This is a genomic window from Flavobacterium sp. AC105, from assembly GCF_979258495.1.
Window position 1 is genome coordinate 1,855,258 of the sequence record NZ_OZ409860.1, and the last position, 18,654, is coordinate 1,873,911.

Sequence of the window (18,654 nt, forward strand, 5' to 3'; positions counted from 1 at the left end):
AAATTATGAAAATCAAATATATAATAGCCATACTTGCAGTGTTTACGGTGGTTGGCTGTACAGAAAATTTTGACGAACTGATAAAAGATCCGGTGGCGTTATCTCCAAATCCTGCGGGCCAGCTAACCTTTACGCAATTGTGTATGTCCGGTGACGGATATTACCAACACAGAACGAATTTGATATATGCCGGAGGTTTTGTACAGCATTATGCGGGTTCGTGGGCTGTAACACAATACGGTAACAAATTTATAAACAGTGAAGAATATGCCGTTGCCTTGTGGCGAAATGCATATGCGCATGAAATGAAAAGTATTGTAGATATACTTGACAAAACAAGCGCAGATCCTGCAGCTGTAAATATGAATGCTGTAGCTAAAATTATGAAAGTAATGATCGCGCAGCGTTTAACGGATATTTACGGAGATGTTCCTTATTCAGAAGCTGGTTTGGCTTTTTCTAAAGGAATTGTAACGCCTAAATATGATAAACAAGAAGATATTTATACCGCTTTTTTCAAAGAGTTAGACGAAGCTTTTAATCAGCTTAATGCAGCAGGAGGTTTGGTAAAAGGAGATTTGTTTTATAATGGAGATATTTCAAAATGGAAAAAATTAGCCAATACGATGCGCTTGCGTCTGGCTATGAGAATTTCTGAAGTAAAACCTGCCGAAGCGGAAAAACAAGCAAAAGCAGCGCTACAAAATGGCGTTTTCGAAAGCAATGCAGACAACTGTATTATGCATCATTTAGATTTTCCATTTAATGATGATCCTTCTAAACTGGATTTTAGAGGAAACGGATTGTCTTACGGATTTATCTCTGATGAAGATGGGGATCATTTTAGTTCTTTATTAATTGATTATCTAAGAAATAACGGAGATCCGAGATTAACGATGATCGCAACTCCAAAAACAAGCAGTAGTGTAGTTTACTGGTCACCAATACAACCGGGCGAAACATTATATGAAGGAGTTAGGCCAGGCGTATTTAGATGGGAACTTCCCGGAGGATCAAATTCGGCTTCAGGAATACAGCCTTATTTAAAATTAAGAACAACTCCGTTTTTGCATGTAAGTTATTCAGAAACCCAATTATTATTAGCAGAAGCTGCTTACAGAGGATGGGTTTCAGGCTCTGCAGCAGATTATTACAAAAAAGGAGTTGAAGCAGGTATTAAACAATTAGAAATTTACGGTGCTGCTCCTGCAAGTCAGGCAAGTATTGATGCGTATGTAAATGCTAAACCTTTAGTTGCCGGAACAGAAAAAGAACAAATTGGAACACAAATCTGGATTACTTATTTATTCAATAGTATTGAAGCCTATTCAAACTGGAGAAGAACTGGATATCCGCATTTACTTCCAATAACAAATACAGATTCTGAAACAGGAGGTGTTACGCCAACCCGTTTATATTATCCAAACGATGAAATGCAGAAAAACCAAAAAAATTATTTAGATGCAATTTCCAGAATGGGAGGTAAAAACGATTGGTTAGGTAAAGTTTGGTGGGATGCAAACTAAAAAATAAATCCCAAACATAAAGTTATGCCTAATGAGGTGTTATTTTCATTCTAATTAAAATTAAAAACAACAGTTTAAATTAAAAATTATGATAAAAAATAAAGCCTTATTAGGCATCCTTTTTTTTATAAGTTCTCTTTTTTCGGCCTATAGCTGTTCTGCAGAAAAAGAGCCTGTTATTGAAAATTCAAAAACAAAAACAGCCAGAGTTGTTGGCTATTTATCTACGGATAATTTCAATAAAATGACTTCAATTCAGTTTTGCAAATTGACACATCTTAATGTTGCATTTGCAAACCCAAATAAAGATGGAAGTTTAAAATTTAGCGGAGATATTGATGCCCTTATTAAATATGCAAAATCTGTTAATCCTAATATTATAATAAGTATTTCGCTCGCTGGCGGAGTTATATCAGAAGAACAAGCGGCAAATTGGTCTTTTCTTATTGATAAACCCGAAAACAGGCCAGCTTTAATTCAAAACATAATAAATTTTGTTGAATTGCATCATTTAGACGGCGTTGATGTAGATCTTGAATGGGACGCAGTAACAACAGGTTATAGCGGTTTTGTTTTAGAATTAAGAAAAACACTTACTGAACATAAAAAAATATTAACAGCTGCATTACCCAATAATTCCCGTTTTGAAAATATTAGCAGTCAGGCATTAAATGCTTTCGATTTTCTGAATATCATGTCTTATGATAGTACAGGACCATGGACACCCAATAACCCCGGTCAACACAGTTCAATGAGTAATTCGAAAGATGGAATTGATTTTTGGCATAAACTTCAAAACGTTTCCAGTGATAAATTAACGCTCGGAGTTCCTTTTTATGGTTATAATTTTACTTATACAAATAATGTTACGAGTGCAACTTACGGACAAATAGTCGAAGCAGGAACCCAATTTGCCGATCAGGACGAATTAGGAAAAATATATTATAACGGAAGGTCTACGATTTCTCAAAAGGTAGAATTTGCATCTCAAAATGCAGGCGGAATTATGATTTGGGAATTAGCGCAAGATTCCTTTACAGAATATTCTTTATTAGATGTTATCCATAAAAAATATTCCAGTCTAAAATTTAAAACAACAGGATTGTGTGGCAATTAATAATAAATGGATTTTAATTATTCTCAAATAATTAATAAGCATTTATTAACCCTTATTGTTTAAAAACTAAATATATTGTTAAATAAATCTTGATTAATATTTAAATATCAGCCTTTTAGAGATTTCTTTAATAATTAATATTTTTCAGATAAAAGGTTAATTTGATGGATAAAATGCTAAGAAATACTAAAAACCATATAGTTTATTGATTGGAAAACGTTTTCGTGAAACGCATTATTGAATGTTTTATGTCGTTCGTTTAAATTTTAAAGCTGTTTGTATAATTTATTTTTTTTAACAATCCCTTAAGAATAAATTTACACCATAACTAACAAAATAAATAAACATGAAAAAAATTTTCTTAATCTTTATGATTGTTTTTACGGCGCAAGTTTCGCTTGCTCAGGTAAAAAATGTCAAGGGTGTGATTACGGATTCTGATGGGATGCCATTACCAGGGGCATCTGTTGCTGTACAAGGAGGTCAAAAAGGTTCTTCTACCGATTTTGACGGTTTGTACTCAATTGAAGTACAAAAAGGACAGACTTTAGTTTTTAGCTATGTTGGTCTTGAAACACAATCTATAGTTGTAGGAGATGCTGCTACAATTAATGTAAAATTAATACAAGCAGCTTCAAATGCTCTTAACGAAGTTGTTGTAACTTCATTAGGTGTTAAGAAAAGCAAAAAATCTTTAACTTATGCTACGCAGGAATTAAAAGGAGAAGAATTAGTTCGTGTAAAAGATGCCAACGTTATCAATACCATTGCAGGTAAAATTGCCGGTGTTGCTGTGACAAAAAGTGCTGGTGGTACTGGTGGATCTACAAAAGTAGTTATTCGTGGTAATTCATCTATTACAAATAGCCAACCACTTTATGTTATTGATGGTATTCCTTTATACAATGGTTCTTCAAGTCAGCCAAACGGCACTTTTGGAGATACGAACGGAGGTAACCGTGATGGGGGAGATGTTGTATCCCTTATTAATCCTGACGATTACGAGAGTATGACTGTTCTTAAAGGAGCTGCGGCTTCTGTATTATATGGTTCTCAAGGGGCTAACGGGGTAATTTTGCTTTCTTCTAAAAAAGTAAAAGAAGGCAAAGGAAATTTTACAGCATCATCTGTTACTACATTAGAGAATGCAGCTTATTTGCCAAAATTTCAAACAGAATATAATGCTTCCGGAGCTAAAGAAAATACAAAGGATCATGTTAAGGACTTCTTTGATACTGGTGTTACTCAAATTACATCTTTTGGATTTACAACCGGTTCAAATGTAGCTACAACTAATATTTCGTATGCTAATACATCATCGTCAGGAATTATGCCTGGAAATGGTTTAAAGAAAAATAACTTTGGAATTCGCCAAACAGGAAAATTCTTTGATGATAAACTAACTGTTTCTGCAGATGGAAAATATACTTCGCAAACAATTGAGAACAGACCTTTAAGCGGACTTAACTTTAACCCTTTAACAGGTGTTTATTTAATGCCAAGAGGAAATGGAAACGATTTTAATTTTTATAAGGATAATTATGAAGTTTTTGATCCGGTTAGAAATATTAATAAACAAAATTTCCCAGTTATTAATGAATATATTCAAAATCCATATTGGTTAATTAACAGAGCTAAATCTGAAGATAAAAATAATTTTTTCAACGGATCTTTAGCGTTAGATTATAAAGCAAATAAATGGTTAAGCATAGCTGGAAGATATAGTTATAACCGCATTGAAAGTACTTTTGATAAAAAGATTTATGCTACGACTTCTGAAATTATTACTGCTCCAACAGGAACATATATTAATATAGGAACACTTAGTACACAACGTTACGGAGATTTAATAGCCAGAATCAATACTGATTTTAGTGAGAATTTTACTTTCAACGCCGTTGTAGGTACAAGTATAAATAATACTATGGCTAACCAACAAACAATTTTAAACTCTGGTACTAATAATGGTGGTTTAGTAAATACAAACTGGTTTACATTAGGTAACTTTGTTAACAATAAAGCCAATCAACAAGTCTCAGGTTCAAACAGAGAAATTCAATCGGTATTTGCATCTACATCTTTTGGATATAAAAACATGTTGTATTTAGATTTAACAGGAAGAAACGACTGGTCATCTACATTAGTAAATACTGGAAACATGTCTTATTTCTATCCATCTGTTGGTTTAACTGGAATTATTAGTGAAATGACAGCGATGCCAGACTGGATTAATTTTGGTAAAGTAAGAGCTTCTTATGCTCAGGTAGGTAATGATATTGCTGCTTTTGTAACTTCACCTAAATACACTATCCTTGGCGGACAATTTGTACAGCCGGCAGTAGGTCCTAGACCAGGAGAAACATTAAAACCAGAATTGAAATCAGAGTATGAAATTGGTACAGAGTGGAGAATGTTCAATAATAGATTAGGTTTTGAAATTTCGTATTATAGCTCAGAAACTAAAAATCAATATGTTCAGGCTCCTGCACCTTCAACAAATCCTTTTGGATATACTAATTACGGTTTTAATGCTGCCAGTATTGAAAACAAAGGTCTGGAGGTAGTATTAAACGGAAAAATCATTGCAGGAGATAAGTTTTCCTGGGATACGACGATAAACTATTCTCACAATAAAAATAAAGTAAAAGAGCTTCCGTCAGAATTAGGAGGGCGTATTATATTAACTGATCCGGGATCTAATGCTTATCAGTATTCAATAATTGAAGGAAGACCTTTTGGAGTAATAGAAGCATATTCTTATGTTAAGGATGCTCAGGGAAGAATGGTACTAAGTGATACAGGTAAACCTCAGGTTGACCAAACTTTTAGAGAAGTTGGTAATGCTAATCCGGATTTTATGCTAGGCTGGTCAAATACCTTCAAAGTAGGTGCTTTCTTTGCTAATGTTTTAGTTGACGGAAGATTTGGTGGAAGTGTATTGAGTATGACACAAGCTTTAAATGATTCTTATCTTGTTTCAAAAGCATATGGTGATGCCAAAAATGCTGGTGGTGTTAGTGTAAATGCAGTTGCGGCAGATGGGGTAACTCCGGTAAACAAAATTTCTGCCGAAGATTACTACAGTACTATAGGCGGTAGAAGCGGAGCTTTATCTGAATATGTTTATAAAGCAACAAACGTTAGTTTAAGAGAACTTTCTATCGGATATACTTTTAATCCTAAATCAGTTCCTTTTGTACAAAACGCAAGTATATCATTAATTGCAAGAAACCTGTTTTTTATCTACAAAGATGCTCCATTTGATCCAAACGTGGCACTAAGTACCGGTCAGGGCTTGCAAGGTGTCGATATTTTTGGATTGCCAACAACAAGAAGTATCGGTGTTAATTTAAACGTTACATTTTAATAAAAAAAGATCATGACAAGAAAATATATACAAAAATCGATCCTTTGTTTAGGTCTATTAGCTGCATTTAGTTGTACTGATAATTTTGAGGATATTAACTCAGATCCTCAAGGATCTAGTGCTGAACAATTGGCACAGGATTTTAATAATATCACCGGATATTCAAAAGTAATGTTCAACTATATTTTTGAACAAGATCCTTTATGGGGATATCAAATACAACAAAACTTGCAAGGAGATGTCTGGTCAGGTTATATGGCGACTCCAAACCCTTTTGGAAGCAACAACAATAACATGACTTATAATTTAGTAAATGGATGGAACGGAAGAGCCTGGGATGATGCATATACTTTTGTAATGGCAAATGCTTTGAAAATTGAGCATGAAACTAAAACAAAAGGGCTATATCCGGAAATTTATGCTATGTCTCAAATATTGAAAGTTGAAGCTATGCACAGAATTACAGATATTTATGGACCAATAGTATATTCTAAATACAGTTCTGAAGCTTCTGTTAAAGAATATGATTCGCAAGAAGAAGTTTACACTCAAATGTTTGCAGATCTTGATGAAGCAGTTACAGTCCTGTCTAATGCTAAAGATGCAGGAAGTACTTCAATTATAACTAAAGCTGACTTCTCTAAATACGCAGGAGATTATGCTAAATGGGCAAAATTTGGAAATTCGCTTCGTTTAAGATTAGCAATGCGTTTAGCAGTTAAAGCTCCTGCAGTAGCTAAAGCTCAAGCCGAAAAATCTATAGCTCAGAAATATGGTATCATGACTACTAAAGATGATAGTTTTGTTTTTGCGAGTGGATTTATTAATCCGGTTTATGGAAACAGTAATAGTTACGAAGATATTAATATGTCGGCAGATATGGAATCAATCTTAGGAGGTTATAATGATCCAAGACTAGCAAAATTCTTTGCAGTTTCTAAAAAATATCCTGGAGAATATAAAGGTATTAGAACTGGAATTATTTTACCAGTTGCTCCAGATGGAGATACTAAAGCTAAACGTAAAGATTTTTCTAAAGTGGGAGAAGGTGTAAATACTTCTGATATAGTTTTCTTATCTACAGCTGAGGTTTTCTTTTTAAGAGCTGAGGGCGCTTTAAGAGGATGGAATATGGGTGGAGATGTTCAGGCTTTATATGAAGCTGGAATTGCAGCTTCTTTTGAGCAATTTGGTGCTTCTTCGCCTACTTATAAATCGAGTACACTATTGCCGAAAGCATATGTTGATCCGGTAGATGCTGCTAATAGTACAGCTGCTGTTAACAATGTTACAGTTGCCTGGGAAGCCGGAGCTTCTAACGAAGTGAAATTGCAAAAAATTATTACTCAAAAATGGATTGCTGGTTTCCCTGACGGACAAGAAGCCTGGACAGAATGGAGAAGAACTGGATACCCAAAATTATTTCCAATTACAAATAATACAAGTAACGGAGTTATCAGTACTCAGTTAGGCGTTAGAAGAGTAAATTTTGTAGATTCTGAAAAAGAAGGTAATAAAGATGGTCTTGCTACAGGAATCGCTAAGTTAAATGGTCCTGATACCGGAGCTACAAGACTTTGGTGGGATACTGGAGTTAACTTCTAATAAAACATAAAGATTTAAAGACTTTAAGTTTGGTTGGTAAATGGTATAAGCAATCTTCATTGCTTATACCATTTCATAAACCAAAATTGTAAATACCAAAAAAGAAAAAAGAAATGAAAAGTGCTTTAGAAATAAAACCTGATATCAGCTATAAAAGCGCCGGGAAATTTGAAGAAACGAGATTTGAGAAAATCCACAACGAAATCTTCAAAAATTCTGCTGAAGCTTCAGTAATTGTAGCACAAGAAATTGCACAATTAATTAGATCTAAACAAGAAAAAGGTAAATCTTGTGTGTTAGGTTTGGCAACAGGTTCTTCTCCTATAAAAGTATATGAGGAATTAGTTAGAATGCACAGAGAAGAAGGATTAAGTTTTAGCAATGTAATCACGTTCAATCTGGATGAATATTATCCAATGACAAGAGAGAACAATCAGAGCTATCATTATTTCATGCACCAGCATCTTTTTAATCACATTGATATCAAACCAGAGAATGTTAATATTCCGGATGGTACCGTTGCAATTGATGAATTAAATCAATACTGCATCGATTACGAAATGAATATTAAAAGTGCGGGAGGTCTTGATTTTCAATTATTAGGAATTGGCCGTACAGGTCACGTAGGTTTCAACGAACCAGGATCACACATCAATTCAGGAACAAGAATTATTACACTGGATCATATTACAAGAGTAGATGCCTCATCAGATTTTAATGGTATAGACAACGTTCCTAAAAGAGCGATTACCATGGGAGTTTCTACCATTATGAGATCAAAAAGAATCGTATTAATGGCTTGGGGACAAAACAAAGCCGATATCATCAAAAGAACCATTCAGGGTGATATTAGTTCAGAAGTTCCTGCGACATTTTTGCAAAACCACCCAAATGCGACTTTCGTATTGGATCAGTCTGCAGCTGTAGAATTAACGCGTTTTAAAACGCCTTGGTTGGTTGGAGAATGTATTTGGACACAAGAATTAAAAAGCAAAGCGATTGTTTGGTTATGCCAAAAAACAAAACAATCTATATTAAAATTAACAGACCGTGATTACAACAACAACGGAATGTCTGATCTTTTGGCACAAGAAGGTTCTGCTTATGATTTGAACATCAATATGTTCAACGTATTGCAGCATACCATCACAGGATGGCCGGGTGGAAAACCAAATACTGACGATTCACATCGTCCGGAAAGAGCCAATCCTGCAAAAAAACGAGTGATTCTTTTTAGTCCACATCCGGATGATGATGTGATTTCTATGGGAGGAACTTTTTCAAAATTGATAAAACAAGGCCACGATGTACATGTTGTATATCAAACCTCCGGAAATATTGCTGTTACAGATGATGAAGCACTAAAATTTGCCGAAGTTGCCAAAGATTTTGTTGGTGACGCTGGCAGCGGAATAAATTTTAAATCGATAATTGAGTTTTTGAATAACAAATCAGAAAATCAAATTGATTCATTAGAAGTTCGAAAATTAAAAGGACTAATCAGAAGAAGAGAATCTTATGCAGCAACAAGATATATTGGCTTAAAAGATGAAAACACACATTTCCTGGATCTTCCGTTTTATGAAACAGGACAAGTAAAGAAAAATCCGTTAGGGTCAGAAGATGTTGCAATTGTAAAAGATATTATTGCCAAAATAAAACCACATCAGGTATTTGCTGCAGGAGATTTAGCAGATCCACACGGCACACATGAAGTTTGTCTGAATGCGATTTTTGCCGCAATGAAAGAGTTAAAACCAGAAAAGTACATGGATGATTGCTGGTTATGGCTGTACAGAGGAGCATGGCACGAATGGGATATTCATGAAATAGACATGGCCGTTCCGCTTTCACCATCAGAAGTATTGTTGAAACGTCATGCGATTTTGTACCATCAATCTCAAAAAGACAGAGTAATGTTTCAGGGGAATGACTCAAGAGAATTCTGGGTTAGGGCAGAAGACCGAAACAAAAATACCGCCATTTTATATGATGAATTAGGATTGGCAGAATATGAAGCGATTGAAGCTTTTAAACGCTTTGATTATTAGAATTGTTTTTTGAGATTCGGATTGGAGCGAATCAAATTACAAAATTCAGATTGATTTCATAGCGATTAGTGAGGTTCAATTAGAGATCATTCTGAGTTTTGTTTCTTATTATTTAATACCGTTATCGAAAGATAACATCTTTTCAAATACATAAAAATGAAATATTTATTAGCCCTACTATTAGCAGGTTTAACCTCTGGTGCTCAAATTAAAAAAGAGCAGCTAAATCTTATGCCTTGGCCTCAAAGTGTTGTTTTAAACGATGGAAATTTTGCTTTAAATAAAAACTTTAAAGTAAACATTACCGGAAATCCAAATCCAAGAATTTTTGGAGGGGTAACTCGCTTTTTGCGTCGCTTAGATGGTAGAACTGGTATATTTTTCGAACAGGGTTTTATTACAAAACTAAATGAAGCTCCAACAGCAGCGCTTCAGATCAATTGTACCAAAAGCGGAAAAATTGGTTTATATGAAGACGAAAGCTATCATTTAGACATCAAACAAAATCAAATTACAATAAATGCAAGCAGCGATTTGGGTGCTTTACATGGCCTTGAAACGTTATTGCAATTGTTGCAGAATAATAGTACTTCATTTTATTTTCCGACATCTCAAATTTCAGATTTTCCAAGATTTACATGGAGAGGTTTGATGATCGATGCGGCAAGACATTTTCAGCCAGTTGATGTAATCAAAAGAAATATTGATGCATTGGCCGCTATGAAAATGAACGTTTTTCACTGGCATTTAGTAGATGACCAGGGTTGGAGAATCGAAATGAAAAAGCATTCAAAACTAATAGAATTAGCTTCAGATGGTTTGTTTTATACACAAGAGGAAATTAAAAATATCGTAAAATATGCTGATGAGCGCGGTATTTTGATAGTTCCGGAAATAGATGTTCCTGGTCATGGATCTTCCATATTAACCGCGTATCCTGAAATAGGAAGCAAAATGATTACATTGACAGGAGGAACTTCAGAAAAAAATATTCAGGGTACAGCAATTGCGACCTATGGAATTGAAAGAAATGCGGGTATTTTTTCGCCAACATTAGATCCTTCAAATCCTAAAACATATCAATTATTAAGTGAAATTTTTGATGAGGTTTGTCCGTTATTCCCAGGCGCTTATTTTCATATCGGGGGAGACGAAAATGAGGGTAAAGACTGGGATGCAAACCCAAAAATTCAGGCATTTAAAAAGAAAAATAATTTAGCAAACAATCATGAATTGCAAACTTATTTTACCATGCAATTGGTTCCTATGTTGAAAAAACACGGCAAACAATTAATGGGATGGGAAGAAATTTTGACAAAAAACATGTCAAAAGAAGCCATTATACATTCATGGAGAGGACCAAACGAAGGAGTTGCTCCGGGACAATCATTGGTAGATGCAGTAAAAAAAGGTTATAAAACAGTTTTATCAAACGGATATTATATTGACTTAATGTATCCAATTGCAAGTCATTATTTAAACGATCCAATGCCAAAAGGTGCAGATTTAACTGCCGAAGAAAAAGCAAGAATTTTAGGTGGCGAAGCCACAATGTGGACAGAGCTTGCAACGCCAACCACAATAGATTCAAGAGTTTGGCCAAGAACAGCTGCAATTGCAGAAAGACTTTGGTCAGCAGAAAATATTACGGATGTGGTCAATATGCGCAAACGTCTGGATGTAGTTTCTTTTAGATTAGAAGAACTGGGATTAACGCACATTCGCAACAAAGCCGTGATTTTAAGAAATATTGCAAACGATCAGGACATCAAATCATTAAGCGAATTTTCGAATGTTTGTGAACCATTAAAAGGATATACACGTAATAAAGAAGGAACAGAATATCAAATGTATTCGCCTTTAACTCTTTTTGCAGATGCCTGTACACCTGACGCCACAGATTCTTTAGCTTTTGATGATGCGGTAAGTCAATATTTAGCCAATAAAACACCAGAGAATAAAGAAAAAGTTGCAGCATTTTTTAATAAATGGATTGCATTAAACAAAGAATTAATCACCTTAAGCGCTAATGCACCTTTAGTACAGCCAATTTTGCCTTTGTCTAAAAAATTGAACGATGCATCGCAGGAATTGTTGCTGGTTTTAGACAATAAATCGACTTTAAAAGCAGCTGATCTGCAGCATTTAATTGAAGAATGCAATACAAAAGACCACGCTGATGTTGAGCTTTCAGTATATACAAGTCTAAAGAAATTGATATAAAAATTTGGTTTGAATTAGTTTAGTAAGTTTAAGTTACCCATGATTATTTAGTAATTTTTTATCTCTACCAGGAATTTCTGGTAGAGATAATTATGGCAAAACGAATAAAAAACGCTTTAAAAACCTGTTAAAATGACTATAATTATAAGAATATAGAAACCAAATAATAACCTTTAAAACCAAATAACAAGAATAGAAACAAAAACATGACAGATTAAGATTGATGAGTTATTCCCAAATTTATCATCCAGTATTTATTAAAAATTTAAGAAAGTTAAATAAATATCAATCACTACTATTTGCTAATGATTACGGATAAATCAGTAATAGTAATATTTATTTTTAGAAGTAATATGAATTAATTTCCAGTGGGTTGCAATGTTTTCCATTTGCAATTTATTGAATCCCCGTTGTTGTATTTATGTGCCATCTTGGTACAGAATGTATGGCAGTTGGAATATTTATTTTTTTCTATTAACCAATATTAATTTAATTATGAAACATTATTACAGATTGCTTTTTTTGTTACTGTTTCCTTTACTTGCGTTAGCCCAACCAGCTCACGGTAAAAAAGTAGTAGGATATTATGCGCAATGGTCTATCTATGCCCGGGATTTCAATATCCCCAAGATTGATGGAAGTAAATTGACGCATTTGAATTATTCTTTTTATGGGACAACTTTTGATCCTGCCCATCCGGAGAATACAAAGTTATTATGTTTAGATTCGTATGCTGATTTTGAGCATATGGAAGGCGGAATTCCGTGGGATGCTCCTGTAAAAGGAAACTTTTATGACTTAATGAAACTTAAGGAAAAGTACCCACATCTTAAAATTTTAATTTCTGTTGGAGGATGGACAAAAGGTCAGGATCTTTCTCCAATTGCAGCAAGCCCTGTTGCAAGAGCCGCTCTGGCTGCAGATATGGCAAACTTTATTACCAAATATCCATTTATTGATGGATTTGATATTGACTGGGAATATCCTCTTTCCGGAGGAACAGACGGCACTGAAGTGATTAACGGAGCACCAATTCCTGCACAAAAGTACAGCCCGGACGACAACAAAAATTTAGTGTATTTATTAAAAGCAATGCGTCAGGCAATGCCAAATAAATTAATCTCTATTGCTGCCGGAAATAATGTTCGTAAAGTGGCATCTCAATATTTAGGGCCATCAAACAGAGCACAATATGGAATGACAGAAGACATTTCGACTTATTGTGATTATATCACCTATTTTGGATATGATTTTGGTGGAAACTGGTATGACAAAACATGCTACAACGCACCATTATACGCAAGTGGAAACACAAACGATCCGCTTTACGGAGCAACTCAATCAGAATCTTTAGATGAATTAACGAATCAATATTTAAACGTTGTTGGTTTTCCTGCGAATAAATTAATCATGGGATTACCTTTTTACGGGAAAAAATTTGATCATGTAGCGACAAATTCAACAAATGGATTATTCGTTTCAGCACCAAGAGATGTTGTTGCAGGATGTACAAATCCGCAAAATCCAACAGGCACCTGGGACGGTCCGGCCGCTTGCGAAAAATCAGGAAGTATCGAAATTTGCGATCTTGTCGGAAATCCGGTTACCAATTCACACGCTTATTTAGATCCAACTACCATGCAGGTTACTTCATCTGCTGCGGCTGCAGGATGGGTACGCTATTTTGATAACACAACAAAAGTTCCTTACTTATACAACGCTACTTTAAAACAGTTTATCTCATATGAAGATAAACAATCAATGGATTTAAAAGTACAATATATTAAATCAAGAAATCTTGCCGGAGGTATGGTTTGGGAATTATCTCAGGATACCAGAGGTTCGATTCCAAACGCATTATTAACTCAGGTTGATACATCTTTTGGAAGCGTAGTTCCGGGAACAGTAAGCATTTCAGGTTCTGTAAAAAACGGATCAGCTTTAGTACCAAATGTTACCGTTGAATTGCGCAATGCAAGCAATGTAGTATTACAAACCGTAGTTTCTACAGCAGGTAGTTTTACATTCAGTAATTTAACCTCAGGACAAAATTATATTCTTACAGCTGCAAAAGCTACGTATACTTTTACTCCAGTAACGTTAACAAATGTAACAACGAACCAAACAGCAGTAGTAATTAACGGATCACAACCAACTTACACCGTAAGCGGAACAGTTTTGAACGGATCAACAGGAGTTTCTGGCGTAACCGTTACAGCAACTTCGGGATCTACAGTTTTAACTGCAGTTTCTAATGCAAGCGGAGTGTACAGCGTTGCAGGTTTAACAGCAGGGCTTAATTTTACCGTTACAGCTGCAAAAACAGGATTTTCATACACGCCAACTTCAACAGTTTATAATGCAATAAGTGCTAATCAAACATTGAATTTCGCTCAGGGTGCACCAATTGTATATTATACAGTAAGCGGAACAGTTCTTAATGGATCAACTCCGGTTTCAGGAGTAACAGTTACAGCAACTTCAACAGGAGGAACTTTTACTGCAACTACAAACTCAAGCGGAGTTTATACAATCGCTAATTTACCGTCAGGCGGAAATTATACTGTAACGGCAGCTTTGGCAGGACAAACCTACACACCGGCTTCAACAGTTTATACGAATTTAACAGCGAACAAAACATTAAACTTTGCACAAGATGTTATTGTAACTCCTTCAAGTAAAATTAGCGGAACCGTTAAAAACGGAACTGTTGTAGTAGCTGGAGCAAAAGTAGAAATCGTTTTACCTTGGACAGATAGCACTCACAACTGGAAAAGCGTTATTGCAATAACAGATGCACAAGGAAAATACAGCTTTGATAATTCAGTTGTAGCAGGTTATACAACCGTTACAAGTCTTAAATTAAACTCTTGGGAAAACGGAGAAACAGCTTATTTTCCAAATAATCTGGCAAACTTTGCAGTTCCTGCAAACCCAACGATTTACAACTTCAATACAAGTTCTACAGCAAAAACAGCACTAGCTGCCGCAAATTTAATTAGCGGAACCGTTAAAAACGGAACCGTAGCAGTAGCTGGAGCAAAAGTAGAAATCGTTTTACCTTGGACAGATAATACTCATAACTGGAAAAGTGTTTTAGCAACAACAGATGCATTAGGAAATTATACTTTTGATAATTCAGTTGTAGCAGGTTATGCACAAATTTTAAGTTTAAAATTAAATGCATGGGAAAATGGTGATGTGACTTACTACCCAAATAACTTAGCCAACTTTGCAGTTCCAACAACTTCAACAGTTTATAATTTTAATAGACAAGCGGTCGTTGCTACTAAACCAGTGGTTACAATTACAGCACCAACAGCTTCGGCGATTGCTATAAATCTAGGGTCATCAATTAATTTTGTTGCAAGTGTTGGATTAAGCGCTGCAGATGCCACTACAATCTCATCTGTTGTATTTAGTTTAGATGGACAAACCTTGAGTGCAACCAATTCTTCGGGAACTTACACATCAGTTTGGACACCAGCAGCAAATCAGTTTTCGCTTAGTCATACGTTAACCGTTACGGCTACTGCATCAAACGGAACAACAGATGCCAAAACATATAGTTTTACATTAAGCTGTTCAGGTGCCAACTGCCCAAATGCAGCACCAGTAATTACTTGGAATTCACCATCGAATACTACTGTAAACCAAAGTTCTTTCCAGGTTGTGCCAATTTCAGTTACAGCCGTTGATAGTAACGGATCAATTTCAGGTGTTACTATTACAATAAATGGAGGCACATTTAACATGACAGCAGGTACAAATAATACGTATACGTATAATTTTACACCATCTGCTTATCAGGATTATCCAGTTGTAATCAAAGCAACCGATAATCAATCTGCTGTAACTACATTAAACAATACCATTAAAATCGCTCCGGTGAGTACGAATAGATTTATTGCACTTCCATCTAAAATTATTTTAGGATATGCACATTCTTGGGAAAATGCCGGTGCTCCATTTTTATATTTCTCTCAAATGGTGGGAAGTAAATTTAACGTAGTTGATTATTCGTTCGTAGAAACCGTTAATCGTGATGGTTATACACCAGTATTAACTACAAATGACACGAGATATTTGACCAATGGTGTTTTCAATAAACAATTGTTGAAAAACGACATAAAATCCTTAAGAGATAGCGGTGTTCCAGTTATTGTTTCTATTGGAGGTCAAAATGGTCATGTTGTTTTAGACAATGTAACTCAAAAAAATATATTTGTTAATGGTCTGAAAGCCATTATTGATGAGTACCAATTTGATGGAGTAGATTTGGATTTTGAAGGCGGATCAATGAATTTTAATGCCGGAGGTTTAAGAGATATTTCTTATGCAGGAATTTCAGCTTATCCAAGATTAAAAAACATAGTAGATGCCTGCAAAGAATTAAAAGCGTACTATGGCACAGGATTTTTATTAACTGCAGCTCCGGAAACACAATACGTACAAGGAGGATATTCTACCTATACAGATACTTTTGGTTCGTTCCTTCCAATCATTCAAAACTTACGTAATGAATTAGATTTGTTAGCGGTACAATTGTATAATACAGGAGGAGAAAACGGATTAGATGGTCAATATTATGGTTCAGCTAAAAAAGCAAACATGGTAACAGCCCTAACCGATATGGTGATAAAAGGATATAATATTGCTACAACAGGAATGCATTTTGATGGTTTACCGGCCTCAAAAGTTCTTATTGCATTACCAGCTTGTCCAAGTGCAGCAGGCAGCGGTTATTTAACGCCGGCAGAAGGAATTAGTGCTATGAACTATTTAAGAACCGGAACTACTTTTTCAGGAAGAACATACACAATGCAGCCAGGCGGACCATATCCTTCTTTAAGAGGTTTAATGACATGGTCTGTAAACTGGGATGCGTCTTCTTGTGGTAATTCATCTGAATTATCTAAAGCATATGCCGCTTATTTTGCTTCACAGTCAGCAAAAATGTTATCTCTTGATGATATTTCTTCAAAAAACAGTACAACGATAGCGTATTTTAAAAACAATGCATTATCAGTTTCAAATGATAACGAAGACATTGCCCAAGTTGAAGTATTCAATATCCTTGGACAAACTTTAGTAAGTCATAAAAACATTCAAAATAATAAAGAAGTACTGCTTCAAAGTCAAAGTTTCTCAACTAAACAATTGTTCTTAGTTGTAGTAACAGACAAAGCAGGAAACAAAAAAACATTCAAAGTAATGAACTTTTTAAATTAAGATTTAAATGAATAAAATAGAAATAAAATATTGGGAACGGTTAAAATTGAGTTTGGTTATTTATTTTTTAATCTAATTTTTATTTCGAATAAATGCATCAAATTCAGGTGATTTGTTATTTGGTTTTCACCTGAAGGAGAGCATTATAGGCCTGGCAATTTTATTGCCAGGTTTTTTTTGTTTTGAAAAATAGTAAAATGTAAAATGTGGTTTGATAAAGATGAAAGTTTATAATAATGTTTATTAGGAGCTATTTCCTGCTATCGTTACAATCTTTTATTTTTTTAAAGGAAAAAAATAAAAGGATTTCCACTTCTATCAGGGCTAGGGCATTCGGTTTCAAAATAAAATTTGTTTATAAATTATCCACAATCAGGATCATTGCGAGGAGCGAAGCAACCTCACTAAGTATTTTTCCAAAGTATGTCATCGTGAGCGAAGTCGAAGGAACACAAGAAACTCCGCATAGAAAATCGCCAATCTTTCGAGCTGCTTACGTTTCCTTCGACTCCGCTCAGGATGACAAAAATGAGAATAAAAAATCCGCGTAAATCCGTGTCTTTGCAAAGCAAATCCGCGTCATCAGCGTTCTAACCCACAAGCCTAAGCCACATTGCGGTTTAAAAAAAACAGCTACTTTTGAATTTCAATAAAATCAAAAATGCAAAAAGCAATCCACATAATAATATTCCTGGTATTCACTTCAACTTTCGCCCAAACAAAATTCGGAAATCCAGAAGTTGATCCCATTCAAATTCAAAAAACTTTTAGCGATTGGTCGAATTATCAAAGTAAAAAAATCATGCTTTCCAGAGATTACATTGCATTAGACACACTTTCAAAACAAATCTCAAAAGAGACTTTTCTAAACGAATTAACAAACGGTAATTACATCCCAATCCGACTCAAATCAGAAGATTCAATCTATTATTATAAACTATTCAAAATTCAGCCTAATTCAGATACCAGTATAAAAGCCACCATAAATCAGGAAGCCTTTGATGCGTATAAAAATTTTAAAATGGAAGGCACACCTTTCCCAAAATTATCCTTCAAAGATTTGAACGGAAATCTGGTTTCAAACGAATCCATGAAAGGAAAAATCATAGTCATAAAATGTTGGTACATTCATTGTGCCGCCTGCATCAAAGAATTCCCCGAAGTCAATCAACTAACAGAAAAATACAAAGACCGAAAAGACATCCTATTCATAAGTCTCGCCGAAGATACACCAGAACAACTAAAAGCATTTCTAGCAAGAAAACCACTTTCGTATTCGGTAATTCCAAACATGAAAATTTATATGAATGAAACCTTGCAACTAAATGCATTTCCCACGCATTTTATACTAAATAAAGAAGGTTTTATCTCCAAAGTTTTACCCAATTTCAGAAGTCTGGAAGTTGCTTTAGAGAAAGAAAGTAAACTGTAGTTTTTTTTAAACCATATAAGTGATAGAATATATTATAAGTTAAAGTGCGGAAAGCTCCATAGAAGCATAATATTTATAGACAATTTCAACATTCCCAGGTT

At 34.7% G+C, this 18,654-nt stretch carries 8 protein-coding genes; all 8 read left to right on the forward strand.

Annotation, left to right across the window (positions count from 1 at the left end; all coding sequences use genetic code 11):
* Window positions 1–5: 5 nt before the first annotated feature.
* The 8 genes from ACZ0AH_RS08300 (at window position 6) to ACZ0AH_RS08335 (ending at window position 18,553) form a co-directional block, all read left to right on the forward strand.
* Complete coding sequence (locus ACZ0AH_RS08300) at window positions 6–1,526, forward strand: SusD/RagB family nutrient-binding outer membrane lipoprotein (RefSeq protein WP_463475334.1); 1,521 nt, start codon at window positions 6–8, stop codon at window positions 1,524–1,526.
* A gap of 88 nt (window positions 1,527–1,614) precedes the next feature.
* Entirely contained in the window at window positions 1,615–2,643 is a 1,029-nt protein-coding gene (locus tag ACZ0AH_RS08305; RefSeq protein WP_463475335.1) for a glycosyl hydrolase family 18 protein, read from the forward strand.
* A 346-nt stretch (window positions 2,644–2,989) separates the two neighbouring features.
* Window positions 2,990–6,010 carry a SusC/RagA family TonB-linked outer membrane protein gene (locus tag ACZ0AH_RS08310; protein WP_463475336.1) on the forward strand — a complete coding sequence of 1,007 codons (3,021 nt, stop codon included), beginning with the start codon at window positions 2,990–2,992 and terminating at the stop codon, window positions 6,008–6,010.
* 12 nt (window positions 6,011–6,022) lie between these two features.
* Window positions 6,023–7,615, forward strand: coding sequence for a RagB/SusD family nutrient uptake outer membrane protein (locus ACZ0AH_RS08315; protein WP_463475337.1), 1,593 nt, complete (start codon window positions 6,023–6,025; stop codon window positions 7,613–7,615).
* A 113-nt stretch (window positions 7,616–7,728) separates the two neighbouring features.
* Window positions 7,729–9,666, forward strand: coding sequence for a glucosamine-6-phosphate deaminase (gene nagB, locus ACZ0AH_RS08320; protein ID WP_463475338.1), 1,938 nt, complete (start codon window positions 7,729–7,731; stop codon window positions 9,664–9,666).
* Between the two features lie 156 nt (window positions 9,667–9,822).
* The gene (locus tag ACZ0AH_RS08325) at window positions 9,823–11,889 is read left to right on the forward strand and encodes a beta-N-acetylhexosaminidase (RefSeq protein ID WP_463475339.1); all 2,067 of its coding nucleotides are present in this window, start codon (window positions 9,823–9,825) and stop codon (window positions 11,887–11,889) included.
* A 495-nt stretch (window positions 11,890–12,384) separates the two neighbouring features.
* The gene (gene chiA, locus ACZ0AH_RS08330) at window positions 12,385–17,121 is read left to right on the forward strand and encodes a T9SS-translocated chitinase ChiA (RefSeq protein WP_463475340.1); all 4,737 of its coding nucleotides are present in this window, start codon (window positions 12,385–12,387) and stop codon (window positions 17,119–17,121) included.
* 661 nt (window positions 17,122–17,782) lie between these two features.
* Window positions 17,783–18,553, forward strand: a complete 771-nt coding sequence (locus ACZ0AH_RS08335) for a TlpA family protein disulfide reductase (protein ID WP_463475341.1) — start codon at window positions 17,783–17,785, stop codon at window positions 18,551–18,553.
* The last annotated feature ends 101 nt before the right edge of the window (window positions 18,554–18,654 follow it).